This window comes from Pseudomonas sp. P7548 (genome assembly GCF_013386585.1).
Classification (GTDB): domain Bacteria; phylum Pseudomonadota; class Gammaproteobacteria; order Pseudomonadales; family Pseudomonadaceae; genus Aquipseudomonas.
The window spans coordinates 1-26,890 of the sequence record NZ_JACARO010000054.1 but is presented as its reverse complement, the minus strand read 5'-3'; the positions used below and the strand labels follow the sequence as shown (position 1 = coordinate 26,890).

At 61.7% G+C, this 26,890-nt stretch carries 21 protein-coding genes; 13 read left to right on the top strand and 8 right to left on the bottom strand.

The window, feature by feature from the left end; all coding sequences use genetic code 11:
- Positions 1-65 precede the first annotated feature (65 nt).
- From HX803_RS21600 to tpx, 5 genes are all read right to left on the bottom strand, one after another.
- A complete protein-coding gene (locus HX803_RS21600) occupies positions 66-1,634 on the bottom strand; it encodes an efflux transporter outer membrane subunit (protein ID WP_372339937.1) in 1,569 nt (522 codons plus the stop codon).
- On the bottom strand, positions 1,631-4,738 hold the full coding sequence (locus HX803_RS21595; RefSeq protein WP_178923341.1) for an efflux RND transporter permease subunit: 3,108 nt from the start codon (positions 4,736-4,738) through the stop codon (positions 1,631-1,633). Before HX803_RS21595 ends, HX803_RS21600 begins: the two co-directional genes overlap by 4 nt.
- Positions 4,735-7,836 carry an MdtB/MuxB family multidrug efflux RND transporter permease subunit gene (locus HX803_RS21590; protein WP_178923339.1) on the bottom strand — a complete coding sequence of 1,034 codons (3,102 nt, stop codon included), beginning with the start codon at positions 7,834-7,836 and terminating at the stop codon, positions 4,735-4,737. The genes HX803_RS21595 and HX803_RS21590 overlap by 4 nt, the downstream gene beginning before the upstream one ends.
- On the bottom strand, positions 7,833-9,137 hold the full coding sequence (locus tag HX803_RS21585) for an MdtA/MuxA family multidrug efflux RND transporter periplasmic adaptor subunit (protein WP_178923337.1): 1,305 nt from the start codon (positions 9,135-9,137) through the stop codon (positions 7,833-7,835). Before HX803_RS21585 ends, HX803_RS21590 begins: the two co-directional genes overlap by 4 nt.
- A gap of 231 nt (positions 9,138-9,368) precedes the next feature.
- The gene (gene tpx, locus HX803_RS21580) at positions 9,369-9,869 is read right to left on the bottom strand and encodes a thiol peroxidase (protein ID WP_178923335.1); all 501 of its coding nucleotides are present in this window, start codon (positions 9,867-9,869) and stop codon (positions 9,369-9,371) included.
- Positions 9,870-10,026: 157 nt separating this feature from the next.
- On the opposite strand from tpx, the gene HX803_RS21575 reads away from it, so the two are divergent.
- The 11 genes from HX803_RS21575 to HX803_RS21525 all read left to right on the top strand — a co-directional run bounded on the left by HX803_RS21575 (position 10,027) and on the right by HX803_RS21525 (position 21,946).
- Positions 10,027-11,316, top strand: a complete 1,290-nt coding sequence (locus HX803_RS21575; RefSeq protein WP_178923333.1) for a glycosyltransferase — start codon at positions 10,027-10,029, stop codon at positions 11,314-11,316.
- 72 nt (positions 11,317-11,388) lie between these two features.
- Entirely contained in the window at positions 11,389-12,294 is a 906-nt protein-coding gene (locus tag HX803_RS21570; RefSeq protein ID WP_178923331.1) for an AraC family transcriptional regulator, read from the top strand.
- A 301-nt stretch (positions 12,295-12,595) separates the two neighbouring features.
- Positions 12,596-13,918, top strand: a complete 1,323-nt coding sequence (locus HX803_RS21565) for a sugar ABC transporter substrate-binding protein (protein ID WP_178923329.1) — start codon at positions 12,596-12,598, stop codon at positions 13,916-13,918.
- Between the two features lie 181 nt (positions 13,919-14,099).
- Positions 14,100-14,990 (top strand): carbohydrate ABC transporter permease, encoded by an 891-nt coding sequence (locus HX803_RS21560; protein ID WP_178923328.1) that lies wholly within the window; start codon positions 14,100-14,102, stop codon positions 14,988-14,990.
- 10 nt (positions 14,991-15,000) lie between these two features.
- Positions 15,001-15,831 carry a carbohydrate ABC transporter permease gene (locus tag HX803_RS21555; RefSeq protein ID WP_016968929.1) on the top strand — a complete coding sequence of 277 codons (831 nt, stop codon included), beginning with the start codon at positions 15,001-15,003 and terminating at the stop codon, positions 15,829-15,831.
- A 32-nt stretch (positions 15,832-15,863) separates the two neighbouring features.
- Entirely contained in the window at positions 15,864-16,967 is a 1,104-nt protein-coding gene (locus tag HX803_RS21550) for an ABC transporter ATP-binding protein (protein WP_178923326.1), read from the top strand.
- Positions 16,968-16,983: 16 nt separating this feature from the next.
- Entirely contained in the window at positions 16,984-18,465 is a 1,482-nt protein-coding gene (locus HX803_RS21545; RefSeq protein ID WP_178923324.1) for a mannitol dehydrogenase family protein, read from the top strand.
- 140 nt (positions 18,466-18,605) lie between these two features.
- Complete coding sequence (gene xylB, locus HX803_RS21540; RefSeq protein ID WP_178923322.1) at positions 18,606-20,087, top strand: xylulokinase; 1,482 nt, start codon at positions 18,606-18,608, stop codon at positions 20,085-20,087.
- A gap of 12 nt (positions 20,088-20,099) precedes the next feature.
- Positions 20,100-21,038 carry a carbohydrate kinase gene (locus HX803_RS21535; RefSeq protein ID WP_178923320.1) on the top strand — a complete coding sequence of 313 codons (939 nt, stop codon included), beginning with the start codon at positions 20,100-20,102 and terminating at the stop codon, positions 21,036-21,038.
- A gap of 159 nt (positions 21,039-21,197) precedes the next feature.
- Positions 21,198-21,470, top strand: coding sequence for a DUF2790 domain-containing protein (locus HX803_RS21530; protein WP_178923318.1), 273 nt, complete (start codon positions 21,198-21,200; stop codon positions 21,468-21,470).
- Between the two features lie 77 nt (positions 21,471-21,547).
- Entirely contained in the window at positions 21,548-21,946 is a 399-nt protein-coding gene (locus tag HX803_RS21525) for a hypothetical protein (RefSeq protein ID WP_178923316.1), read from the top strand.
- On the opposite strand, the gene HX803_RS21520 is transcribed toward HX803_RS21525, so the two are convergent.
- Together HX803_RS21520 and ilvA are read right to left on the bottom strand one after the other, a co-directional pair.
- Entirely contained in the window at positions 21,943-22,212 is a 270-nt protein-coding gene (locus tag HX803_RS21520) for a DUF1652 domain-containing protein (RefSeq protein WP_176998385.1), read from the bottom strand. The two genes, HX803_RS21525 and HX803_RS21520, sit on opposite strands and share 4 nt — an antisense overlap.
- A 254-nt stretch (positions 22,213-22,466) precedes the next feature.
- The gene (gene ilvA, locus HX803_RS21515; protein ID WP_178923314.1) at positions 22,467-23,489 is read right to left on the bottom strand and encodes a threonine ammonia-lyase, biosynthetic; all 1,023 of its coding nucleotides are present in this window, start codon (positions 23,487-23,489) and stop codon (positions 22,467-22,469) included.
- Positions 23,490-23,764: 275 nt separating this feature from the next.
- Between ilvA and HX803_RS21510 the strand changes: the two genes are divergently transcribed.
- Positions 23,765-23,965 carry a ParD-like family protein gene (locus tag HX803_RS21510; RefSeq protein WP_003190946.1) on the top strand — a complete coding sequence of 67 codons (201 nt, stop codon included), beginning with the start codon at positions 23,765-23,767 and terminating at the stop codon, positions 23,963-23,965.
- Positions 23,965-24,720 (top strand): type I methionyl aminopeptidase, encoded by a 756-nt coding sequence (gene map, locus HX803_RS21505; protein ID WP_178923312.1) that lies wholly within the window; start codon positions 23,965-23,967, stop codon positions 24,718-24,720. The genes HX803_RS21510 and map overlap by 1 nt, the downstream gene beginning before the upstream one ends.
- Positions 24,721-24,823: 103 nt before the next feature.
- Here map and HX803_RS21500 read toward each other — a convergent pair whose 3' ends face one another.
- Entirely contained in the window at positions 24,824-26,725 is a 1,902-nt protein-coding gene (locus HX803_RS21500; RefSeq protein ID WP_178923310.1) for an acyltransferase family protein, read from the bottom strand.
- Positions 26,726-26,890: the final 165 nt, after the last annotated feature.

Here is a 26,890-nt window from a genome sequence, read left to right as displayed (position 1 = left end):
AATGTATTGACTGAACTGCCGCATTCGCGAGCAAGCCCGCTCCCACATTGGCTTCGAGTTCACACTTAATCGTTGTCTTTTGCCGATGTGTGCCCATCCCAGCCACCGCCCAACGCGGCGATCAGTTGCACACTGGCCACCAATCGAGTCTGGAGCAGGGTCAGCACTGTGCGCTCGTTGCTCAGCGCCGTGGCCTGTACGGTGACCACATCCAGGTAGGCGATCAGCCCGGCCTTGTACTGGTTCTGGGTCAGGCGCAGGGATTCACGTGCAGCGGCCAGCGCTTCGTTGCTGACCACGGCCTCGTCTTCCAGCACCTTGAGCTGCACCATGTAGTTTTCCACTTCACGGAAACCGTCGAGCACGGTCTGGCGGTACTTGGCCACGGTTTCGTCATAGCTGGCAATGCTGCGGTCGACTTCAGCCGAACGCTGGCCGCCGTCGAACAGGGTCATGGCCAATTTGGGCCCCACCGACCAGAAACGGTTCGGCAGGCTGATCCAGTCGGCGTAGGTGCTGCTCGAATAACCACCGGCCAGGCTCAGGGTCAGGTCCGGGTAGTAGGCGGCCTTGGCCACGCCAATATTGGCGTTGGCGGCGATCACCGAACGTTCGGCCGAGGCGATGTCCGGGCGGCGCTCCAGCAACTGCGACGGCAGGCTCGCCGGAATCTGCGGCAACGCCGGGATGCTTTGGCTGACGGCCAAGTTGAAGTTGGCCGGCGCCTCGCCGATCAACACCGCGATGGCGTTCTCCAGCTGGGCGCGCTGCCAGATCAGGTCGATCAGGCTGGCCTGGGTGGTCTTGAGCTGGGTTTGCGCCTGGGCGATGGCGTCCTTGCCGGAAATGCCGGCGCGGTATTGGTTTTCGGTCATGGTCAGCGAACGCTGGTAGGCGTCCAGCGTGGCTTGCAGCAGACGGGTCTGTTCGTCCATGACCCGCAGTTGCAGGTAGTCCTGCACCAGTTCCGATTGCTGGCTCAGGCGCATCGCCGCCAGGTCCGCCGAGCTGGCTTCGGCCGTGGCTTCATTGGCCTCCAGACCTCGGCGCAGCTTGCCCCAGACGTCGGCTTCCCAACTCACACCCAGCTGGGCATTGAGGGTGTCGCGGATCCCGCTGCTGGAACTGCTCAGGCTGGCGTTACTGCTGCCGGTGCCCTGGCTGGCGCGGGTTTTGCCGGCGCTCAGGTCCACCGTCGGGAAAAACGCGCCACGGGCACTGCGCACCTGGGCCTGCGCCTGACGAAAGCGCGCTTCGGCCTGGGCGACGGTCTGGTTGGATGTGTTCAGGCGCACCACCAGGTCATTGAGCTGAGGGTCGCCGTAGAGCTCCCACCAGGCGCCACGGGCCAGGGAGTCGCTGGGGCTGGCTTGGCGCCAGCCCTGGGCCTCCTTGAATTGCGCGGGCTCGATGACTTCCGGGCGTTTGTAGTCGGGGCCGATGGCGCAGGCGCTGAGCAACAGGGCCAACCCGACAGTTGGAACGAGTTTACTCGCCAAGGTGGTCAACGATAGCGTGCTCAATCGGGAGGTACGCGGTGCCTGGGCGTTTTTCGCCGGCAAGCCGGCTCCTACAGGAAAATGCATCGGAGCGGCAAACAGATGCAGTGCATTGGCGGGTGTTGAATCGGTCATAGCGCAGTGTCCAAGGCAGCATCGGTCCGCACGCCGCGCCAGGCATTGAAGCGATGGCGTGCGCGGTCTAGATAGAGGTAAACCACCGGGGTGGTGTAAAGGGTCAGGATCTGGCTGAACACCAGGCCACCGATAATGGTCAGGCCCAGGGGCTGGCGCATTTCGGCGCCGTCGCCAGCGCCGAGCAGCAACGGCAAGGCGCCGAGGATCGCCGCCAGGGTGGTCATCAGGATCGGCCGTAGACGCAGCAGGCAGGCACTGCGGATCGATTCCAGCGGGCTCATGCCGTCGTGGCGTTCCAGTTGCAGTGCCAGGTCGATCATCAGGATCGCGTTTTTCTTCACCACGCCAATCAACAGGAACAAGCCCAACAGCGAGATGAGGCTGAACTCACCGCCCAACAGGTAGATGGACAACAGCGCCCCCACCCCCGCCGACGGCAAGGTGGACAGGATGGTCAGCGGGTGAATGTAGCTTTCGTACAGAATGCCCAGCACCAGGTACACCGCCACCAGCGCACCGAGGATCATGAACGGCTGGCCCTTCTGGGTCGCCGCGAACGCATCGGCGGTGCCGGCCATCTTGGCGATCACGTCTTCCGGCAAGCCCACCTTGGCCACCGCCCGTTCGATGGCGGCCATGCCCTGCTCCACCGTGACGCCAGGCGCCATGTCGAAGGCAATGTTCTGCGAGGCGAACTGGCCCTCATGGCGTACGGTGTCATCGGCCAGGCTGTTTTCATAATGGGCGATGGTCGACAGCGGAATCCGCGCGCCTGTCGACGTGATGACCTGCACCTGGTTGAGGGTGATTGGGTCCTTGGCATAAAGCGGATTGACCTCCATCACCACCTGGTACTGGTTGAGGCTGTCGTAGATGGTCGAGATCTGCCGCTGGCTATAGGCGTTGTTCAGCACCGAGGTGACCATGGCCATGTCCACCCCGAGGCGCTTGGCCTGGTCGCGGTCCACGATCAGCGTGACCTGCGCCGCGCCGCGCCCTTCACGGGCGTCGATGGCGGTCAGCTCAGGCAGCGTATGGAACGCGGCCACCACCTTCGGGTACCACTCGCGCAAGGCCGCCAGGTCACCGCTCTGCAGGATGTAGGAATACTGCGCGCTGCTTTGGTCACGGCTGCCACCAAATTGCAGGTCCTGGTCGGCCATCAGGAACAACCGCCCACCCGGCACCAGCGGCACGTCCTTGCGCAGGCGCTCAATCACCGCCTGGGCGGAAATCTTGCGTTCGCTGATGGGCTTGAGGCGCACCAGCATCACCGCGTTATTGGTGCCGTTGTTGCCACCAATAAAGCCGGCCACGCTGAGCACCGCAGGGTCCTTGAGCACGGCCTGGCGAAAGGTTTCCATCTTCGGCTGCATCACGCCGAACGACAGGCCGTCGTCACCGCGCACAAAACCGATCAACTGTCCGGTGTCCTGCTGCGGCATGAAGGTCTTCGGCACCACCACATACAGTGCGACGTTGACGCCAATGGTCAGCAGCAGGCTGAGCAACGTCAGGCGTCGGTGGCGCAGCACCCAGTCGAGGCTGGTGGCGTAACCGGCCACCATACGGTCGTTGACCTTCTGGCTCCAGCGCTGCAGGCCGGTCATCTGGCCCTTGATATGCGGCTTGAGCCAGCGCGCGCAGAGCATCGGGGTCAGGGTCAGCGACACCACCAGCGACACGATGATCGCCGCCGACAGCGTGATGGAAAACTCGCGGAACAGGTTGGTGACAATCCCACCCATGAACAGGATCGACAGGAACACCGCCACCAGCGACACGTTCATCGACAGCAAGGTAAACCCGACTTCCTGGGCACCCAGGTACGCCGCCTTCATCGGCGGTACGCCTTCGTCGATATGCCGGGAAATGTTCTCCAGCACCACAATGGCGTCGTCCACCACCAGGCCGGTGGCCAGGATCAGCGCCATCAGCGAGAAGTTGTTCAGCGAGAAGCCGAACAGGTACATCACCGCAAAGGTTCCCACCAGCGACACCGGCACCGCCAGGGTCGGGATCAGCGAGGCGCGGAAGTTGCCCAGGAACAGGTACACCACCAGGATCACCAGCGCGACGGCAATCAGCAGGGTCATCTCGGCTTCATGCAAGGTCGCGGTGATCACCGGCGAGCGGTCCATCGCCAGGCTCAGCTTGACGCTGCTCGGCAGTACGGCCTGCAAGGCTGGCAATTGCGCCTTGATCTGCCGCACGGTCTCGATGATGTTCGCGCCGGACTGGCGGTTGATCACCAGCAGCACCGCCGCATCATTGTTGAAGAAGCCGCTGTTGTAGCGGTCTTCCACGCCGTCGCTGATCTTGGCCACATCCCCAAGGCGCAAGGCGGCGCCGTTCTGGTAGCGAATCAGCAGCGGTTCATAGTCCTTGGCCTTTTCCAGCTGGTCGTTGGCCTGGATCTGCCAGTTGCGCTCGCTGTCTTCCAGGGAGCCCTTGGGCCGACGCTGGTTGGCGTTGGCAATGGTATTGCGCACGTCGTCGAGGGCCACGCCGTACTGGTCGAGAGCCTTGGGCTGCAACTCGATGCGCACGGCGGGCAATGAACTGCCGCCGATCTGCACTTCACCTACGCCCGGCACCTGGGACAGGCTCTGGGACAGGATGGTCGAGGCCAGGTCATACAGCTCGCCCTTGGGCAGCACGTCCGAGGTCAGCGACAGCACCATGATCGGCGCCTGGGACGGGTTGATCTTCTTGTAGGTGGGCATGCTGCGCATACCGCTGGGCAACAGGTTGCGCGAGGCATTGATCGCCGCTTGCACTTCCCGCGCCGCGCCGTTGATGTCGCGATCGGAGTCAAACGCCAGGATCACCCGGGTGGAACCTTGGCTCGACGAACTGCTCATGGTGGTGATGCCGGCAATCGAGCCGAAGGAGCGCTCCAGCGGCGTAGCCACGGTAGACGCCATCACCTCGGGGCTGGCGCCGGGCAAGCTGGCCGACACCACGATCACCGGAAAGTCGATCTGCGGCAGCGGCGAGACCGGCAACAGGTTGAAGCTCACGCCGCCCAGCAACATGATCGCCAGGCTCAGCAGCATGGTGGCGACCGGCCGGCGAATGAAAGGTCCGGACAGGTTCATGACTCAACCGGCTCCAGGCTTTGCGGCTCTTTGCGCCAGCGCCGGCCCAGACGATCGAAGTACAGGTAGATCACCGGCGTGGTGAACAGGGTCAATACCTGGCTCACCAGCAGGCCGCCGACCATCACCAGGCCCAGGGGCTGGCGCAACTCCGCGCCGGAACCGGTGGCCAGCATCAACGGCACTGCGCCGAACAAGGCTGCCAGCGTGGTCATCAGGATCGGCCGGAAGCGCAACAGCGCCGCCTGGTAGATCGCAGTCTGCGGGTCCAGGCCCTGGTTGCGTTCAGCGTCGAGGGCGAAGTCGATCATCATGATCGCGTTCTTCTTCACGATACCGATCAGCAGGATGATGCCGATGATCGCGATCATGCCCAGGTCATTGCCACTGAGCAGCAGCGCGAGCAAGGCCCCCACGGCGGCGGAGGGCAAGGTCGAAAGAATGGTGATCGGGTGGATGTAACTCTCGTAGAGCACGCCGAGCACGATGTACATGGTAACCACCGCCGCCAGGATCAGCAGCAAGGTGCTCGACAGCGAGGCTTCGAACGCCTGGGCCGCGCCCTGGAACTGGGTCTGCACGCCCACCGGCATGCCGATGTCCTTCTGGGTCTGGTTGATCAGTTCCACGCCTTTGCCCAGTGCCACGCCGGGGGCCAGGTTGAACGACATCATCACTGCCGGGAACTGGCCGATATGCGCGACCGCCAACTGCGCCTGGCGCTGCTCCACATGGGCCAGGCTCGACAGCCGCACCTGGCCGCCGTCGGTGGTTTTCACATGGATCTGGTTCAGCGCGGCCGGGCCCAGGGTTTCGCCGGATTGGGCCTGCAGCACCACGCGGTACTGGCTGGCCTGGGTGTAGATCGTGGAGATCTGCCGTTGACCAAAGGCGTCGTACAACGCATCGGTGATGGTCGACACACTCACGCCCAGGCGCGAGGCCGCGTCGCGGTCGATCACCAGGAACACCTGCAAGCCCTTGTCCTGCAGGTCGCTGGCCACGTCGGTGAGTTCCGGCAATTGGCTCAACGCATGCACCAGCTTGTCACTCCACAACGCCAGCAGGTCAGCGTCGGGCGAGGACATGCTGAACTGGTACTGGGTACGGCTGACGCGGTCTTCGATGGTCAGGTCCTGCACCGGCTGCATGAACAGGCGGATGCCCACCAGTTTGTCGATTTCCGGCTGCAGGCGCGTGATCACCTGGGCGGCGCTCAAGTCGCGCTGGCCGTGGGGCTTGAGGTTGATCAGCAAGCGACCGCTGTTGAGGGTGGCGTTATCACCGTCCACACCAATATAAGAAGACAGGCTTTCCACGGCCGGGTCGGCCAGGATGATCTTGGCCAGCTCCTGCTGGCGCTGGCTCATGGCCGCAAAGGAGATCGACTGGGGCGCCTCGGAAATGCCCTGGATGACGCCGGTGTCCTGCACCGGGAAGAAGCCCTTGGGCACCACCAGGTAGAGGAACACGGTGAGGCCCAAGGTGGCGATGGCCACCAGCAGGGTCAGCGGCTGGTGCTTGAGCACCCACTGCAATTTGCGCCCATAGGCTTCGATCAGCCAGTCGATCCACGCGCCGCTGGCCTTGTAGAAGCGGCCCTGTTCTTCTTCCTTGGGCTCACGCTTGAGCAAGCGCGCGCACATCATCGGCGTGAGGGTCAGGGACACCACCAGGGAAATCAGGATGGCGACTGCCAGGGTAATGGCAAATTCGCGGAACAGGCGCCCGACCACGTCAGCCATGAACAGCAACGGGATCAATACCGCAATCAGCGACAAGGTCAGGGACACCAGGGTAAAGCCGATCTGCTTGGCGCCCTTGAGCGCGGCCGCCAGCGGCGTCTCGCCTTCCTCGATGTAGCGGGAGATGTTCTCCAGCATCACGATGGCATCGTCCACCACGAACCCGGTGGCGATGGTCAGGGCCATCAGCGTCAGGTTGTTGATGGAGAACCCCGCCAGGTACATCACGCCAAAGGTGCCCACCAGCGACAACGGCACGGCGATGGATGGGATGATGGTGGCACTGAAACGGCGCAGGAACAGAAACGTCACCATCACCACCAGGGCAATGGCGATCAGCAATTCGTGTTGTACATCGGTGACCGAGGCGCGGATGGTCTGGGTACGGTCGGTGAGTACCGCCACGTCGAGGCCGGCCGGCAGGTTGTCGGTGATGCTCGGCAGCAGCGCCTTGATGCGGTCCACCACCTCGATCACGTTGGCACCCGGCTGGCGCTGGATATTGAGCAGCACGGCCTGGTTTTCATTGGCCCAGGCGGCGAGGCGTTCGTTTTCGGCACCGTCGACGATCTGTGCCACGTCCTTGAGACGCAGCGGCGCACCGTTGTTGTAGGCCAGGATCAGCTCGGCGTACTGCTGGGGCGAGACCAACTGGTCGTTGGCATCGAGCATCGACACCCGGGTGGGGCCGTCAAAGTTGCCCTTGGGCTGGTTGACGTTGGACGCGGCGATCAGGGTGCGCACGTCCGACAGGTTCAAGCCATTGGCCGCCAGGGCTTCCGGGTTGACCTTGATGCGCACGGCCTGGCGCTGGCCACCGGCGATGCTGACCATGCCGACGCCGCTGATCTGCGCAATTTTTTGCGCCATGCGTGTGTCGACCAGGTCATTGAGCTTGGGCAACAGCATGGTCTTGGAGGTAATGGCCAGGGTCAGCACCGGGGTATCGGCCGGGTTGACCTTGTTGTACACCGGTGGCGCCGGCAAGTCCTTGGGCAGCAGGTTGGTGGCGGCGTTGATCGCGGCCTGCACCTGTTGCTCGGCGACATCCATGTTGATGTCGAGGTTGAAACGCAGGGTCAGCACCGAAGCGCCGCCCGAGCTGGTGGACGCCATCTGCGTCAGCCCGGGCATTTGCCCGAACTGGCGCTCAAGGGGCGCGGTGACCGCGCTGGTCATCACGTCCGGGCTGGCGCCGGGGTACAGGGTCATCACCCGGATCGTCGGGTAGTCCACCTGGGGCAGTGCCGAAACCGGCAACAAGCGATACGCGATGACGCCGGCCAGGACAATGGCCAGCATGCTCAGCGTGGTGGCAACCGGGCGAAGGATAAACAGCCGCGACAGGTTCATGAACCGACCTTTTGCGCCTTGCCGGCGCTGGCGCCGGTCTCCCCTTTCGCCGCAGGCTTGCCTTGCAGGTGCTCGGTCGGGGTGGTCGGCACTTCACTGCTGTCATTGACCACTTCGATCTCGCTGCCGTCCTTCAAACGGTCGGTGCCTTCCAGTACCACGCGGTCGCCCGCGGCCAGGCCTTCCTTGATCACGGTGTTGTCGCCATCGCTGTCGCCGATCACCAGGGGCTGGACCTTGACCTTCTTGTCGCCATCGAGCTTGTAGACAAAGGTGCCGTTGTTGCCGAACTGGATGGCAGCAGACGGTGCCAGCACCGCGTTGTGCAGGGTATCGGCGAGCAAATGCACGTTGACGAACTGGTTGGGGAACAGCGCCTGGTCCTTGTTATCGAAACGGCCCTTGAATTTCAGGGTGCCGGTGGTCACGTCGATCTGGTTGTCGAGGCTTTGCAGCACGCCGCTCGCCTGCTGTTTCAGGTCGCCTCGGTCCCAAGCCTCCACGGGCAGCTTGTTGCCGGCGTGGTAGCGGGTGAGCACGGTGTCCAGGGTGTTTTCCGGCAGGGTGAAGACCACGCTGATGGGCTGGGTCTGGGTGATCACCGCGAGGAAGGTGGTGTCGTTGGCCGCCACCAGGTTGCCCACGTCGACCTGACGCAGGCCGACACGGCCGCTGATCGGCGCGCGGATCTTGGTGAATTCGAGGTTGAGCTTGGCGTCGTCCACCGCGCCCTGGTTGGTCTTGACCGTGCCCTGGTATTGCAGGACCAGCGCTTCGGCGGTGTCCAAGGTCTGTTTGGCGATGCTGTCCTGGGCATACAGGTCGCGGTAACGCTGCACGTCGACCTGGGCGTTCTTCAACTGCGCCTGGTTCTGCAACAGGGTGCCCTGGGCCTGGAGCAACGCGTTCTGGTAGCTGCGCGGGTCGATTTCCGCCAGCAGGTCGCCGGCCTTGACCATCTGCCCTTCTTCAAAGGCGATCTTCACCAACTCGCCACCCACCCGGCTGCGCACATTGATGGTATTGAGCGCCGTCACCGTGCCCAACGCCTTGTAGTACACCGGGAAGTCACCCAATACCGCCGGCGCCACGCGCACCGGGATCGGGCCAGTGGAGCCACCGAAACCCGGGCGCATCATCCCCGACTTGCCGGCGTGCCCGGCCGGTTTCTTCTCGGCGGCATCCTTGTGGCTGGCGGGCCAGTATTTCCAGCACAGGCCGGCGATAACCAGCAGCACGAGCAGGCCGAACAACCAGCGGCGGGAATTGCGGGGGGAGGATTGCATGGAATGATCAACCATTGGGCGCGAGAGCTTCTTCTTTGGGAGGCTGAAAGATAAGCACTGGTGCGCATTAAGAAAAGCGCCTTTACCGGCTATTTACCTTGGGCTTACAACTTTTAACTTCTGACCTTAGTCCATTCGCTAACGGGCTAAGCACTTGAGCGACAAATAAAAACGGCCTGGACTAGGCCAGGCCGCAATCATGCAGCACGCGTGTTACTGCAAAACGACAGTAATGCGCTGAAACAGTTACTTCAAAACAGCCAGGGCTGCTTCGTAGTTCGGCTCTTGGCCGATTTCAGCAACTAGCTCGCTGTGCAACACTTTGTCGTTTTCATCCAGCACGACGACAGCGCGAGCGGTCAGGCCCTTGAGGGCGCCTTCAGCAATGGCCACGCCGTAGTCGACGGCGAATGCCGCGCTGCGGAAGTCCGACAGGTTCTTCACGTTTTCCAGGCCTTCAGCGCCGCAGAAGCGCGCCTGGGCGAATGGCAGGTCGGTGGAGATGCACAGCACAACGGCGTTGTTCAGGTCGTTGGCCTGGGCGTTGAACTTACGAACCGACGTCGCGCAGGTCGGGGTGTCGACACTTGGGAAGATATTCAGCACTTTGCGCTTGCCGGCAAAGGTGGCCAGGGTTGCGTCCGACAGGTCGCCGGCGGTCAGGGTGAAGTCTGGCGCCTGGGAACCGACTTGCGGCAGATCGCCTTCAACCTGGATCGGGTTGCCACGGTGGGTGACTTGAGCCATGAACAGAATCCTTATGCTGGGTTTAGTGAAACGAATTCGAGAGGCCGAAGTTAACCACAAAGTGCGGTGGCTACCTATCGCTGCGCACAAATTCTCATGCCGGTGGTTGTGGTTTAATTGCGCGCTTTTCCCCTGCCCTTCAAGGAATGCGTTGTTGATGAATCAGCCTGCCACCAAAGTCCTGGTCATTGGTTATGTCTGGCCGGAGCCTCGTTCCTCGGCCGCTGGCGGGCATATGATGCAAATCCTTGAGAGCTTTCTGACGCAAGGTTGGGACGTTACCTTCAGCAGCCCTGCCACGATCGGCGAACACAAGGCTGACCTGCCAGCGCTGGGCATCCGCGAATGCGCGATTGAACTCAATAACAGCAGTTTCGATGATTTTATTCGCGAACTCGCTCCGGATATCGTGCTGTTCGACCGCTTCATGATGGAAGAGCAGTTCGGCTGGCGCGTGGAGAAGTGCTGCCCCGACGCCTTGCGCGTACTGGAAACCTCCGACCTGCAGAGCCTGCGCGACGCCCGCCACCAGCGCCAGAAGGATCACCTGAAAGCCCACCCGGACAGAGACGACTTCACCGCGCTGTTCACACCAGCGCTGGAAGAAGCGTTCCAGTTGATGGCCGACACTGACCTGGCCAAGCGCGAGATAGCGGCGATTTACCGCTGCGATATCAGCCTGATGATCTCCGACGTGGAGATCCGCCTGCTCACCGAACAGTTCAAGGTGCCCGCCGCCCTGCTCCACTGGTGCCCGTTGATGCTGCAACCGCCGACCGAGGCGTTTGCGCCATTCGAGGACCGCGCGCATTTTCTCAGCATCGGCAACTTCCGCCATGCGCCGAACTGGGATGCGGTGCTGTGGATGAAGAACAGCCTGTGGCCGCTGATCCGCCAGCAACTGCCGGGCGCCCAGCTGCATGTCTACGGCGCCTACACGCCACCCAAGGCCACGGCGTTGCACAACCCGGCGCAGGGCTTTCACGTGATGAACTGGGCCGAAGACGCGTTGCAGGTGATGACCGCCGCACGTATCTGCCTGGCGCCGCTGCGCTTCGGCGCCGGCATCAAGGGCAAGCTGGTGGACGCGATGCTGTGTGGCACGCCAAGTGTCACCACGCCGATCGGCGCCGAAGCCATGGGCGATGGCCAGCCATGGCCCGGCATGATCGAACAGACCGCGCCTGCGTTGGCAGCGGCGGCCGTGGCGCTGTATCAAGATCGCGCGCGCTGGACCGAGGCCCAGGAAAACGGGCGCCAATTGCTGGCTCGCCGTTATGACCAGGACATCCATGGCCCGGCGCTGGTGGCCTGCCTGGAACACTGTCGCCGCACCCTGGCGGCCCATCGCCGGGCCAACTTCACGGGCAGCATGCTGCGCCATCATGCCCATAAAAGTACGCAGTACATGTCCCAATGGATCGAGGCGAAAAACCGCACCGTGTAAACACCAGCGCTGGCGAGGTCGCGCACGAGGGGGCATTATCCTAGGCAGCAACCACAATAAAGCGACGGCAGCATGACCCGAGCAACGCGTATCACCGACCCTTCCTACGAGTTGATGGACGATCACAACGGTCTGTCCATCATCTATCGCCAGCATGGCTTCCCCTGCCCGCTGGTGCGCTGGCATTTCCACAAGGAATACGAGCTGCACCTGATTGTCGCCAGTTCCGGCAAGGTGTTCATCGGCGACTATATCGGCAACTTCTACCCGGAAAGCCTGTTTCTCACCGGCCCCAACCTGCCCCACAACTGGATCAGCCAGGTGGAGGAGGACGAGGTGGTGCCCAAGCGCGACATGCTGGTGAACTTCACCGACGAACTGTTTGAAAACGGCAGCCAGATCTTCGCTGAACTCAAGACCCTGGCGCCCTTGCTGGAACGGGCCCAGTACGGCATCGAGTTTCGCTGCAAAAAAACCATCGCCCAGGCCATGACCTTGATGCAACGTATCGAGGACGCCCAGGGCATGGCGCGCCTCGGGCATTTTTTTATTCTGCTGGAGGTGCTCAGTGCCTGCGAGGACTACCAGCTGCTGTCCGGCGTGACCACACCGCAACTGGCCGACGAGCACAGCATCGACCGCACCAACCGCGCGGTGGACTACATCTTTGCCCACTACGCGCGCGAGTTGCCGCTGGAGGAAGTGGCGGATTACCTGGGTATGAAGCCGACGTATTTCTCCCGCGTGTTCAAACAAGCCACCGGGCGCACGTTTATCGAGTTCGTCAATCGGCTGCGCATCAGCAAGTCGTGCGAGTTGTTGGCCGATGGCGACAAGGCGGTGACGGATGTGTGCTTTGAGTCGGGTTTCAACAATATTTCCAACTTCAACCGACGCTTCCAGCAGCTCAAGGGCATGACCCCTTCCCACTACCGCCGCCTGGCGGTGCAGCGGTTGACCGAGCAAAACCTGGCCTGAATCGCTTTCTGTGGACGCCGGCTTGCTGGCGATGCAGGCCACCTCGGGGCGTCAGGTGCGCTGTGTCGATGCCATCGCCGGCAAGCCGGCTCTTACGGGTGATCGATGTCGGCCTGGATCAATCGTTTCAGCCAATTCCTACGCGAGTGCAAAAAAGTATCAGTGCCAGTGCGCCCAAGGATTTGTCACATCGCCATTTCAAGGCTGTAATCAACCGCACACTCTTCCTGGCTCGTTGCAGGAAGACACAACAACAATAACTGTCCTTCTGTAGCCCCTGGGCGCAGAAATGGAGTGCGCGATGAAGTTCACAGCAAAAGCTCTGCTTGCCTCTACCTGCATGATGACCTGCATGACCCTCAGCGCCGTCAGCTTTGGCGCGCAGACCCTGACCATTGCCACCGTCAACAACAGCGACATGATCCGCATGCAAAAGCTCTCGAAAACCTTCGAGACCGAGCATCCGGAGATCAAGCTGAATTGGGTGGTGCTCGAAGAAAACGTGCTGCGCCAGCGCCTGACCACTGACATCGCCACCCAGGGTGGACAGTTCGACGTGTTGACCATCGGCATGTACGAAGCTGCACTGTGGGGCGCCAAGGGTTGGCTGGAACCGATGAAGGACCTGCCGGCGTCCTACGACCTTGACGACGTCTTCCCTTCGGTGCGTGATGGCCTGTCTGTCAAAGGTTCGCTGTACGCCCTGCCGTTCTATGCCGAAAGTTCGATCACCTATTACCGCACCGACCTGTTCAAGGACGCCGGGCTGACCATGCCCGAGCACCCGACCTGGACCCAGATCGGCGAATTCGCGGACAAACTCACCGACAAGTCCAAAGAACAGTACGGCCTGTGCCTGCGCGGCAAAGCCGGCTGGGGTGAGAACATGGCGCTGATCACCACCTTGGCCAATGGCTACGGTGCGCGCTGGTTCGATGAGAAGTGGCAGCCAGAATTCAATGGCCCTGAATGGAAGGACGCGCTGACCTTCTACGTCGACAACATGAAGAAATCCGGCCCGCCGGGTGCTTCCAGCAACGGTTTCAACGAAAACCTGGCGCTGTTCAACAGCGGCAAGTGCGCAATCTGGGTCGATGCCAGCGTCGCGGGTTCGTTCGTGACCGACAAGACCCAGAGCAAAGTGGCCGATCACGTCGGCTTTACCTTTGCCCCTCACGAGAAGACCGACAAGGGCACCTCGTGGCTGTACTCCTGGAGCCTGGCGATCCCGACCAGTTCCAAGGCCAAGGACGCTGCCAAGGTGTTCACCAGTTGGGCGACCTCCAAGGAATACAGCCAGCTCGTGGCCAAGACCGACGGCATCGCCAACGTACCGCCAGGCACGCGCAAATCGACTTACAGCGATGAGTACATGAAGGCCGCGCCGTTTGCCAAGGTGACCCTGGAATCGCTGAAAGTCGCGGACCCGACCAAACCGACCCTCAAGCCGGTGCCGTATATTGGCATCCAGTTGGTGACCATTCCTGAATTCCAGGCCATTGGTACCCAGGTCGGCAAGTTCTTCTCGGGTGCGCTGACCGGTCAGCAAACGGTGGACCAGGCCCTGACTGCCGCGCAGACCACCACCGAGCGTGAGATGAAGCGCGCCGGTTATCCCAAATAGGCCTGACTCACCCTTGTAAATGTGGGAACCCCATCAATGTGGGAGCCGGGCTTGCCCGCGATAGCGGTCTGTCAGTTGATGAATGTGTGTGCTGACACACCGCTATCGCAGGCAAGCCAGCTCCCACATTGGATCGCGCTCCGACGCTGGCCCTGCCTGTAATCGACTGGTTTTGATCACCATGAATACACCACCCAAAAACCGCCTGGCCAACCCCGGCTGGTTCCTTGTCAGCCCCTTGGTGGCCTTGCTGCTGCTGTGGATGATCGTGCCGCTGGGCATGACCCTGTACTTCTCCTTGATCCGCTACAACCTGCTCTACCCTGGTGAAAACCAATTTGTGGGGCTGGAGAACTTCACCTACTTCATCACCGATTCGGGCTTCTTGCCCGGCGCCACCAATACCTTGCTGCTGGTGGGCAGTGTGCTGCTGATCAGCGTGGTGTTCGGCGTGTTGATCAGTGCGTTGCTGGAGGCCAGTGAGTTCTTCGGTCGCGGCCTGGTAAGGGTGTTGCTGATTTCACCGTTCTTCATCATGCCCACCGTCGGTGCGCTGATCTGGAAGAACCTGATTTTCCACCCGGTGTCGGGGATTCTCGCCGCCGTGTGGAAGCTGTTCGGCGCCGAGCCCGTGGACTGGCTGGCGCACTACCCGCTGTTGTCGATCATCATCATTGTGTCGTGGCAATGGCTGCCCTTCGCCATCCTGCTGCTGATGACCGCCATGCAGTCCCTCGACCAGGAGCAAAAGGAAGCCGCGCGCCTGGACGGTGCCGGCGCCATCGCGATCTTCTGGCACCTCACCCTGCCCCACCTGGCCCGCCCGATTGCCGTGGTGGTGATGATCGAGACGATCTTCCTGCTCTCGGTGTTCGCCGAAATCTTCACCACCACCAACGGTGGCCCGGGCTACGCCTCGACCAACCTCGCCTACCTGATCTACAACCAGGCGCTGGTGCAGTTCGACGTGGGCATGGCTTCGGCCGGCGGCTTGATTGCCGTGGTCATCGCCAATATCGCGGCGATCATCCTGGTGCGGATGATCGGCAAAAACCTGACTGACAAGCCTTGAGGGCCGCGCCATGACGCTTCAACAATCCCGCCGCCTGCAAAGCCTGTTGCTCGGCACCCTGGCCTGGGCCATCGCGATCCTGATCTTCTTCCCGATCTTCTGGATGGTGCTGACCAGCTTCAAGACCGAAATCGACGCGTTCGCCACGCCACCGCAGTTCATCTTCACGCCGACGCTGGAGAACTACCTGCACATCAACGAGCGCAGCAACTACTTCGCCTACGCCTGGAACTCGGTGGTGATCTCGTTCAGCGCCACCGCCCTGTGCCTGCTGATCTCGGTGCCGGCCGCCTACTCCATGGCGTTCTACGAAACCCAGCGCACCAAGGGCACGCTGCTGTGGATGCTGTCGACCAAGATGCTGCCGCCGGTGGGTGTGCTGATGCCGATCTACCTGCTGGCCAAGAGCTTCGGCCTGCTGGATACGCGGATCGCGCTGATCATCATCTACACGCTGATCAACCTGCCGATCGTGGTGTGGATGGTTTACACCTACTTCAAGGACATCCCCAAGGACATCCTCGAGGCTGCCCGCCTGGACGGCGCCACCCTGTGGCAGGAAATGGTCCGTGTGCTGCTGCCGATTGCCAAGGGTGGCCTGGCGTCCACGGTGCTGCTGTCGCTGATCCTGTGCTGGAACGAGGCGTTCTGGTCGCTGAACCTGACCTCGTCCAACGCCGCGCCGCTGACCGCGCTGATTGCCTCCTACTCCAGCCCTGAAGGGTTGTTCTGGGCCAAATTGTCCGCCGTCTCGACCCTGGCCTGCGCGCCCATCCTGATCTTTGGCTGGATCAGCCAGAAACAGCTGGTGCGCGGCTTGTCCTTCGGCGCCGTGAAATAACGGCCTCATCATTTCTATACGGAGGGCTCATCATGGCCAACCTGAAAATCAAGAATCTGCAAAAAGGCTTCGAAGGTTTCTCCATCATCAAGGGCATCGACCTTGAGGTGAACGACAAGGAATTCGTGGTGTTCGTCGGCCCATCGGGCTGCGGCAAGTCCACCCTGCTGCGCCTGATCGCCGGCCTGGAAGAAGTCACCGAAGGCACCATCGAGCTGGACGGTCGCGACATCACCGAAGTGACCCCGGCCAAGCGTGACCTGGCGATGGTGTTCCAGACCTACGCGCTGTACCCGCACATGAGCGTGCGCAAGAACATGTCGTTTGCCCTGGACCTGGCCGGCGTCGACAAGAAGCTGGTCGAGAGCAAGGTCAGCGAAGCGGCACGCATCCTCGAACTGGGCCCGTTGCTGGAGCGCAAGCCCAAGCAGCTCTCTGGCGGCCAGCGTCAGCGTGTGGCCATCGGCCGGGCGATTGTGCGCAACCCGAAGATCTTCCTGTTCGACGAGCCGTTGTCCAACCTCGACGCCGCGCTGCGCGTGCAGATGCGCCTGGAGCTGGCGCGCCTGCATAAAGAGCTGCAGGCCACCATGATCTACGTGACCCACGACCAGGTCGAAGCCATGACCCTGGCCGACAAGGTGGTGGTGCTCAACAGCGGCCGCATCGAGCAGGTCGGCTCGCCGCTGGAGCTGTACCACCAGCCGGCCAACCTGTTTGTGGCGGGCTTTCTCGGCACGCCGAAAATGGGTTTCCTCAAGGGCAAGGTCACCCGCGTCGACGGCCAGGGCTGCGAGGTGCAGCTGGACGCCGGCACCCTGATCAACCTGCCGCAAAGCGGCGCCACGCTGAGCGTCGGCAGTGCCGTGACCCTGGGCATTCGCCCGGAACACCTGGAAATCGCCACGCCGGGCCAGACCACCCTGACCGTCACCGCCGACGTCGGCGAGCGCCTGGGCAGCGACACCTTCTGCCACGTGGTCACCGCCAACGGCGAACCGCTGACCATGCGCATTCGTGGCGACATGGCCAGCCAGTATGGCGAGACCCTGCACCTGCACCTGGACCCGGCGCACTGCCATCTGTTCGACACCGAAGGCAAAGCCGTGGCCCGCCCACTGCGCGCCGCCGCCTGATTTTGCGAGAGTTGCCATGAAACTGAATAAACAGAACCTCACCCAGTTGGCGCCGCAGGTGAAAATCCCGGCGTATGCCATCGCCAGCACCACCCAGGGCATCGCCCACATTGGCGTCGGCGGTTTCCACCGTGCGCACCAGGCCTATTACACCGACGCGCTGATGAACACCGGCGTGGGCCTGGACTGGAGCATCTGCGGCGTCGGCCTGCGTGCCGAGGACCGCAAGGCCCGCGACGACCTGGCTGGCCAGGACTACCTGTTCACCCTGTATGAACTGGGCGATACCGACGACACCGAAGTGCGCGTGATCGGCTCCATCAGCGACATGCTGCTGGCCGAGGACGGCGCCCAGGCGTTGATCGACAAACTGGCCGACCCGGCGATTCGCATCGTCTCGCTGACCATCACCGAAGGCGGCTACTGCATCGACGACAGCAACGGCGAATTCATGGCCCACTTGCCACAGATCCAGCACGATCTGGCACACCCGAATACACCGAAGACCGTGTTCGGTTTCCTCTGCGCCGCCCTCACTAAACGCCGCGCCGCCGGCACCCCGGCGTTTACCGTGATGTCCTGCGATAACCTGCCGCACAACGGCGCCGTCACCCGCAAGGCACTGCTGGCGTTTGCCACGCTGCACAACGCCGAGCTGCACGACTGGATCAACGCCAATGTGAGCTTCCCCAACGCGATGGTCGACCGCATCACGCCGATGACCAGCACCGCCCACCGCCTGCAATTGCACGACGAGCACGGCATCGACGATGCCTGGCCAGTGGTGTGCGAACCCTTTGTGCAGTGGGTGCTGGAAGACAAATTCGTCAACGGCCGCCCGGCCTGGGAAAACGTCGGTGTGCAGTTCACCGACGACGTGACGCCCTACGAAGAGATGAAGATCGGCCTGCTCAACGGCAGCCACCTGGCCCTCACCTACCTGGGCTTTCTCAAGGGCTACCGGTTTGTGCACGAGACCATGAATGACCCGGTGTTCGTGGCCTACATGCGTGCGTACATGGACCTGGACGTCACACCGAACCTGGCGCCGGTGCCGGGCATCGACCTGACCGAGTACAAGCAGACGCTGGTGGACCGCTTCTCCAACCAGGCGATTGCCGACCAGTTGGAACGCGTATGCTCCGATGGCTCGTCGAAGTTTCCCAAGTTCACCGTGCCGACCATCAACCGCCTGATCGCCGACGGCCGCGAGACCGACCGCGCGGCGCTGGTGGTGGCCGCGTGGGCGCTGTACTTGAAGGGCGTGGATGAAAACGGCGTGAGCTACACGATCCCGGATCCCCGTGCGCAGTTTTGCCAAGAGCTGGTGAGTGACGATGCGCTGATCAGCAAGCGCCTGCTGGGGGTGGAGGAGATTTTTGGTACGGCTATTCCCAACTCGCCTGCGTTTGTGGCAGCGTTCGAGCGGTGTTTTGCGAGCCTGCGTGACCACGGCGTCACTGCAACTCTGCAGAATCTCCTGAAGAAACCGGCTTAAACCTGTGGGAGCTGGCTTGCCTGCGATGGCGGTCTTTCAGTCACCTCTTGGCTGCCTGAACCACCGCCATCGCAGGCAAGCCAGCTCCCACACGTGATCGGGTTTTCAATCCAAAAAACAATGCTGCTGAGCAAATCCTCATGACCCAGCAAAACCTGTTTCTCGGCATCGACTGCGGCACCCAGGGCACCAAGGCCATCGTCCTCGACGCCGGCAACGGCAAGGTGCTGGGCCTGGGCGCTGCTGCCCACAGCCTGATCAGCGGCGCCAATGGCCGTCGCGAGCAGCACACCCAGGAATGGCTGGACGCCTTTACCGAAGCCACCCACCGCGCCCTGCAACAGGCGGGCGTGGACGGCCAGGACATCCTCGGTATCGGCGTTTCCGGCCAGCAACACGGGCTGGTGCTGCTGGATGACAGTGGCCAGGTCCTGCGCCCGGCCAAGCTGTGGTGCGACACCGAAACCGCGCCCGAAAACGAGCGCCTGCTCGAACACCTGGGCGGCGAAAGCGGTTCGCTGGAGCGACTCGGTGTGGCGATTGCACCGGGGTACACCGTGTCCAAGCTGCTGTGGACCCGCGAGCAGCACCCGGATATTTTTGCGCGCATCGCGCATATCCTGCTGCCCCATGACTACCTCAACTACTGGCTCACCGGCCGTGCCGTCGCGGAATATGGCGATGCATCGGGCACCGGGTATTTCAACGTGCGCAACCGCCAGTGGGACGTGGACCTGCTCAAGCACATCGACCCCAGCGGGCGCCTTGAAGCCGCGCTGCCCACCTTGATCGAGGCCGACCAACGCGTCGGCACGATCCTGCCAGCAATTGCCGAGCGCCTGGGCATCAACCCCAACGCCATCGTCGCCAGCGGCGGCGGTGACAACATGATGGGCGCCATCGGCACCGGCAATATCGCGCCGGGCGTGATCACCATGAGCCTTGGCTCCTCGGGCACCGTCTATGCGTTCGCCGACCAGCCGAAGGTAAGCCCGCAGGCCTCGGTCGCCACGTTCTGCTCGTCCAGCGGCGGCTGGCTGCCGCTGATCTGCACCATGAACCTGACCAACGCCACCGGGGTGATCCGCGAGCTGTTCGACCTCGACCTGGCCGCGTTCAACACGCTGGTGGAACAGGCCCCCATCGGCGCCGACGGCGTGAGCATGCTGCCGTTCCTCAATGGCGAACGGGTGCCCGCCCTGCCCCACGCCACGGGCAGCCTGCACGGGCTGACCATGACCAACCTGACCCGCGCCAACCTGTGCCGCGCCGTGGTCGAGGGCACCACCTTCGGCCTGCGCTACGGCCTGGACCTGCTGCGCCAGACCGGCCTGCAAAGCCAGAGCATCCGCCTGATCGGCGGCGGCTCGAAGAGCCCGGTGTGGCGGCAGATGGTTGCCGATATCATGAACACCGAAGTGATCTGTACCGAACAAAGCGAAGCCGCCGCCCTGGGCGCGGCGATCCAGGCAGCGTGGTGCCAGTCCGGCGAATCCCTGGCCAGCCTGTGCGACAAATGCGTGAGCGTCGACCCGGCCAGCCTTACCCTGCCGGTGGCGGCCAGTGTCAGCGCCTATCAACAGGCCTACGAGCGCTATCAACAACACGTGGCAACCCTTTAAGAGCGAACGACTATGTATCTGGTGTGTGGTGAAGCGCTGTTCGATTTCTTCAGCGAGGAAGATGCCAGCGGGCAGGCTTCCAAGGTCAACTACAAGGCCATTGCCGGGGGCTCGCCGTTCAACGTGGCCGTGGGTTTGCGCCGCTTGGGTATCGAAGCCGGGCTGTTTGGCGGCGTGTCCACCGACTTCCTCGGCCGCCGCCTGTTGCAAGTGCTCAGGGACGAAGGCGTCAGCGAGCAGTTCCTGGTGGAATTTGCCGCACCGACCACCCTGTCGATGGTGGCCGTGGGCGCCAACGGCTCACCGCAGTACAACTTCCGTGGCGAAGGCTGTGCCGACCGGCTGCTGGAAGTCACCCACCTGCCCGAGCTGGGCGCCGACATCCGTGGCCTGCATATCGGCTCGTTCTCCCTGGTGGTGCAGCCGATTGGCGACACCCTGCTGAACCTGGTCAAGCGTGAAAGCGGCAAACGCTTGATCAGCCTCGACCCCAACGTGCGCCTCAACCCGCAGCCGGATATCCAGCTGTGGCGTGACCGTGTGGCCGAGCTGGTCAAGCATGCCGACCTGATCAAGGTCAGCGATGAAGACCTGCACCTGCTCTACCCCGACCAGTCGCCGGAAAGCGTGCTGCAAGGCTGGCTGCAACACCGCTGCCAGATGGTGTTCCTCACCCGGGGTGGCGAAGGGGCCAGCGTGTTCAGCCGCCAGCACGGCCATTGGTCGCAACCGGCCGTAGAGGTAGTGATGGCCGATACGGTCGGCGCCGGCGATACGTTCCAGGCCGCGCTGATCGCCTGGCTGACTGAGCACCACCTGGACTCAGTGGACGGCCTGCAACGGCTCACCCGCGCGCAGATCGACGCCATGCTCGGCTTCGCGATCCGCGCTGCTGCGCTGACGTGCGGCAAGACCGGGCCGGACCTGCCGTATCGCCAGCAGTTGGGCTGAACACGCGTTCATGAAGGTTTTGTCAGTTAGCGCGCAATTAATCGAAGGTTAATCCCCCAAGTCGACAGTGAACTTGACCGCACTCACCGCCCCCGGGGGCCCGTGCGGCCGCCGGCCCGTCGTGTTGATGGGCCTGCGAACGACTTGCGGAGAACCCTCATGAAACTGCGTACCTTACTGTTCACCGGCACCTTGGCCCTGGCCGCGCTCTCAGGCGCCGCCCAGGCTGACACGGCCCAGCAAACCGATGCCAAACCGGTGCCTTACCAATACGGCATGCCCTTGAACATCGACAAAGTGATTGCCATGCACGAGACCGACACCAATGACTGCAAGGTCATCGACGCCGACATCAAGTTCGTGGATAAAGCCGGCAAAATCGAAGATGTGGGCTACCGCAAAATGTCGGAAGCCTGCGACTTCCAGAACTGAGCCGTTGAAACAGACAAGGCAGGCCCGCGCATAAACGAGTAATCTTGCGGGCTTGTCACAGGCCGAAAGGATTCGCCATGCCGCTCAGTTTCCGTTCCCTCGCTACCTTTACCGCCCTGCTCTGCTTCGCCCTCGCGCTGGTCTGGGGCCTGCGTCCCGACCTGCTGCTGTGGCTGTGGAGTGTCGAGTACTCCAGCGCTACCGGGCTGGTGTCACGCCGTAACGCCGCGCTGTTCCTGGCGATCGGCATCATGTTCTACCGCGCCCGCCACGCACCACCTTCCGACACACGACGTGCCCTGACCACCGGCTTTATCGCCGGGTGCCTGGTATTGGCCGTGCTGGGGTTCAGTGAATGGATCAATGGCAATGCCGGGCCGGGCATCCTGCTGGCGGTGGCAACAGAAACCGTACTGGGCCTGGCGTTTCTCCAGGCCCACAGGTCGTCGGTGATTCAACCTCAGACGTCGGCCTAGTAGTAGCCGCGTCCTCCCACTCTTTGCAGGGCGGGTGCATGGGTGTGCTTGAGGTCTTCGCGCAACCCGGTGATCAGGTTGCAAATGGCTCGGCTGCTGTCGAGCTTGTCGGCGTTGATGCCTTTGACTTCCAGGTCCACTCGGTCACGGTCGCGGTCGTCATAGACCTTGATCGTCAGCGAGGCATCTTCGGCCTTGGTGCATTCGCACCGTTTGGGCAGGAAACTTCCTTCAATAATGCTGCGAAGTTCTAATTCCGAAAGCATGGCCAACCTCTCCTTTTATGAGACTGCCAATCAGTTTTTATGAACACTCAAGTTGCTGGCAGGTGCGTGCCTGCCGCGTCTTGCCAACCTTGGAAGACGCTTTCATTCACCAGCCTACTCGGCAAAATCCCCTCTCGTTGTAACCTTTCCTCATAAGTGACGAGGATTGATATATATCCCGGAAAGGTTTTTACATTCAGTCATCAAACTCTCGGCGAATGGCAGGGATTAAACGTTTAATCCCGGACTTCCGGTTAAACCGCCGTTTGCGCCGCCACTCTTTCAGCAACATGTCGCAAACTATCGAAATTGATATTGGCGCCTGAATTGATCGCCACCAGGGTCTGGCCACTCACCCCAGTTCGCTCGACGTAACGGCGGATGCCTGCCACGGCGAGGGCGCCTGAGGGTTCGGTGATCGAGCGCGTATCGTCGTAGATCAGCTTGATGGCGCTGCACAATTCGTCATTGCTCACGGTGATGACTTCATCCACCCAATCGCGGCAGATCTCATACCCATAGGCACCGACCTGCGCCACCGCGGTGCCATCGGCAAACCCGTCCACACTTGGCAACACTACGCGCTCACCGGCACGCAAGGCCGCCAACAGGCAGCTGGAGCCTTCGGGCTCGACGCCGATGATACGCACCTGGGGCCGCAGGTATTTGACGTAGGCGGCAATGCCGGCGATCAAGCCACCGCCGCCCACCGGTACGAAGATCGCGTCCAGCGGCCCCTGTTGCTGTCGCAGCACTTCCATGGCCACGGTGCCTTGGCCCGCAATCACATCCGGGTCGTCGAACGGCGACACAAAAGTGCAGCCCGAGGTCTCGGCCAGTTGCAGCGCATGGGCCAGCGCAAACGGAAAGCTCTCCCCCTGCAGCACCGCCTCGGCCCCTCGGGAACGCACGCCCAGTACTTTCAGTTGGGGCGTGCTGCAGGGCATGACGATGCGTGCCTTGATCCCCAGTTCCAGCGCGGCCAGTGCCACACCCTGGGCGTGGTTGCCCGCCGATGCAGTGACCACGCCCCGGGCCCTTTGCTCGGCCGTGAGCTGCACCAACTTGTTGTAGGCGCCACGGATCTTGAAGGAAAAGGTCGGCTGCAAGTCCTCGCGCTTGAGCAGCACCTGGTTGCCCAGCAGCGCCGACAGCGCCGGCGCCGCCTGCAAGGGCGTGCGCACTGCCAGGTCATAGACCGGGGCCGCGAGGATCTTTTTTACGTAGTGCTCAAGCAGTTCCGGGTTGGCGGTGTGTGGAACGGGGCACGTGCTCATCGGTGTCTCCTGGCGCTTTTTTTTGAAGGCCCTGGAGACGGAAAAACAAAACCCGCCTCTAGGGCGGGTTGGGGTGCAGCCGTGTGCTATCCCGCCAAATGAGGAATGGCGGTAATAATCATCAGCGGGCTACGGAAGGCTTGTAATGTCATGCAACGAAATTAACCGGCGCCTGGCGAGCAAGTCAATGGCCTGCTGCCATTTAGCGGCTGGGGGTTTACGATGAATATACGAAACATATACGCTTTGTATATCAATCCTACACAGTGAAGACCATGGGCATCGTCAAGATCACCGACCAACTGCACGAACAGCTTCGCCTGGCCAGCGCCGCCATGGACCGCTCCATCAACGCCCAGGCCGAGTTCTGGATCAAGATCGGCCTGCTCGCCGAACTCAACCCTCACCTGCCCTACAACGAGTTGATCAACAAACTGTTGCTGGACAAGCCTGACCTGATCCGGGGGCGCAGTTGATGATCAAGACCGCCCCGCAATTGGCCGTGATGCGTGAATCCGGGCGCCTGCTGGCCCAGGTGTTCAGCATGCTCGATGGGTTTGTCTGCACCGGCCGCTCCACCCTGGAGCTGGACGCCGCCGTCGAGGCCTTCATCCGCAACGACTTGAAAGCCCGCCCCGCCAGCCTGGGCCAATACGACTACCCGTTTTGCATCAACACCTCGATCAACGAGGTGGTGTGCCATGGCATGCCCAGCGCCAAGGACATCCTCAAGGACGGCGACATCATCAACATCGACATCACCCTGGAAAAAGGCGGGTTTATTGCCGATTCCAGCAAGATGTACATGATCGGCAACGTGGCGCCCAAGGCGCGGCGCCTGGTGGAAATGACCTTCGAGGCGATGTGGGCCGGCATTCGCCAGGTCAAGCCGGGCGCGCGCCTGGGTGATATCGGCCATGCGATCCAGAGCCACGCCCAGGCCAATGGCTACAGCGTGGTGCGTGACTACTGCGGCCATGGCATCGGCCGGCAGATGCACGAGGAACCGCAAGTGTTGCACTTCGGCCGCCCTGGCACCGGGCTGGAACTGCGCGAAGGCATGGTGTTCACCATCGAGCCCATGCTCAACCAGGGTGGCGCCAAGGTGCGCAGCCTCAAGGATGGCTGGACGGTGGTGACCCGGGACAACAGCCTGTCGGCACAGTGGGAACACACCGTGGCGGTGACGGCGGACGGCTTCGAAGTGCTGACCCTGCAGCCCACCACCTGATGACATAACCCTGTAGGAGCGGGCTTGCCGGCGATGCGGACAACGCGGTGATTCAGGTACACCGCAGTGATGCCATCGCCGGCAAGCCGACTCCCACCATTGGCTAGATGGGTGCCAGTACTGCCTTGAATAACCCTTCAAGTTGCTCGTTGCCGGAGTCAACCAGATGGTTATCGTCGAAGTACAGTGGCACGCCATTCTTAGACCCCATGCACTGCCCATTCGGGCACAGCTTGGGAGTAGGATCGATGATGTGGACATTGCACTGTTTCGCCGCGGCTTCAATCGCCTGTATGGCCGTGCGATTACGCTTTTCGTAGTCGAACAATGAAACGGAGATGTCCGACGAACGCTGGAAGATGCGCTGGTGCAGATTCAGCCCTTTGTAAATGCTGAAGGGCATCTCCGGGATCGGCTTGACGATATAGACAGGATGGTTTTCAGCGATCGAGCAGACCGTCCTGCTGTATTCGGCCGTGTAGGTATCGACATACGCACGTCCTGACAAGTGTTCCTGGCCAGGAAAGTAAACGCGATAATTGTTCCCTCGACTCGTATCCAAATACATCGAAGCGCGGCTGAACAAGACGACCGGTACACCTGGGTACGAGGTCTGCAGTACGCCCAGTTTCTCGGCATTGAAGCCGCCGCATTTACGGCTCAACTCCTTGTCGTGCATCTCAAAGTGCCGCAACGTCGGGCAACCGCCACGGGCCCAGGACAGCGCCGCGTGGGGATTATCCATCTGGATGGCCGCCGCAGTGGATTGAGCATGGCTGTCGCCGTAGAGAATGACGGAAACCTCCCCTTTCCCCAGTTTGCAGTCCGACGCACCGAAGGCGCTGGGATAACACTCCTGCTCATAGAGCGCACTGGCGTAGTCTGGCCGCCCCAGGTCGACGTAGGGAAAGCGCACGCCGGGGTGATCTTTGACCACCGATGACGTAATGGCAGAAAACCCGACACCCAACACCACGAAGGACGCGTACTTGAACAACGCACGTGGAGCCGTCGTTAATGTACCGACGCGCGATTCGACCCAGTAATACGAAACCGTGCCCAGGACACATGACACGATGACACCGGCCACCACATACGGCCAGCTGTCAAGCAATCCGCAGGTATACAAGAAGACCACCAACGGCCAGTGCCACAAGTAAACAGAATATGAAACGCCGCCAGTGAATTGCAGCGCGCCATTGCGGCTGAACGCCGACTCGGAGTTGGCCAGAATCACCAAGGCGGTGCCCACTACCGGTACCAGGGCAAGGATACCGGGCCATACGTCCTGCTCGGAAAAACAAAAAATACTGACTGCAATGGCCGCCAAACCAAGCACTTCAGCACCCTGGCGCGCGCGCTTGCCCAGTGCCAACGGAAACAGATACACCAGTCCTCCCGCGAGCATTTCCCACGCGCGGGTGGGCAGCATATAGAACGCAAAAACCGGCGCAGACGGGCTCAGATACACCGAGGCTCCCAGGGAAACCAGTGCCAACAGCACCAGCGCCGCCTTGGTTCCAGAACTGCCCAAGACCTTGTGCAGTCCCATCAGCAGCAGGGGATAGAGCATGTAGAACTGCCACTCCACCGAAAGTGACCAGGTGTGCAACAGCCAGTTCTCGCGCAGTGGCGCGGCGAAGTAATTGCCGGTCTTGGCGAACTCCAGGTTGGACGCAAAAAACAGGCTGCTTTTTATTGTCCTGAGCAGCGCCCGGTAGTCTTCCAGGGGCAAATAGATAAAGCCGAAGGCCCATAACGCCAGGCACAGCACCAACAGCGCTGGAATAATCCGTCGCGCTCGCGATGCGTAGAAACCAATCAACGAAAAGCGCTGCTTTTGCAAACCGCTGAAAATGATCCCCGTCATTAGAAAACCGGAAATCACGAAGAAGATATCAACGCCAACGAACCCTCCCTGAAAACCGCTGACCTTGAAGTGGAAGAGCACCACACAGATAACCGCTACAGCTCGTAACGCGTTGATACTTTTACGAAATTGCATTTACGCATCCATTACCAAATCCTTATGGAGCTGGCATTGTAATGGCCATGATGTCGTATTAATAATGAAATGTATCATTTGCCTTACACCTCAAACGCTTTTCAGCCCTCCCCCCGCCAGTCGCTTCAACCCCAACACCATCAACCCTCTCTCTTCTACATATCT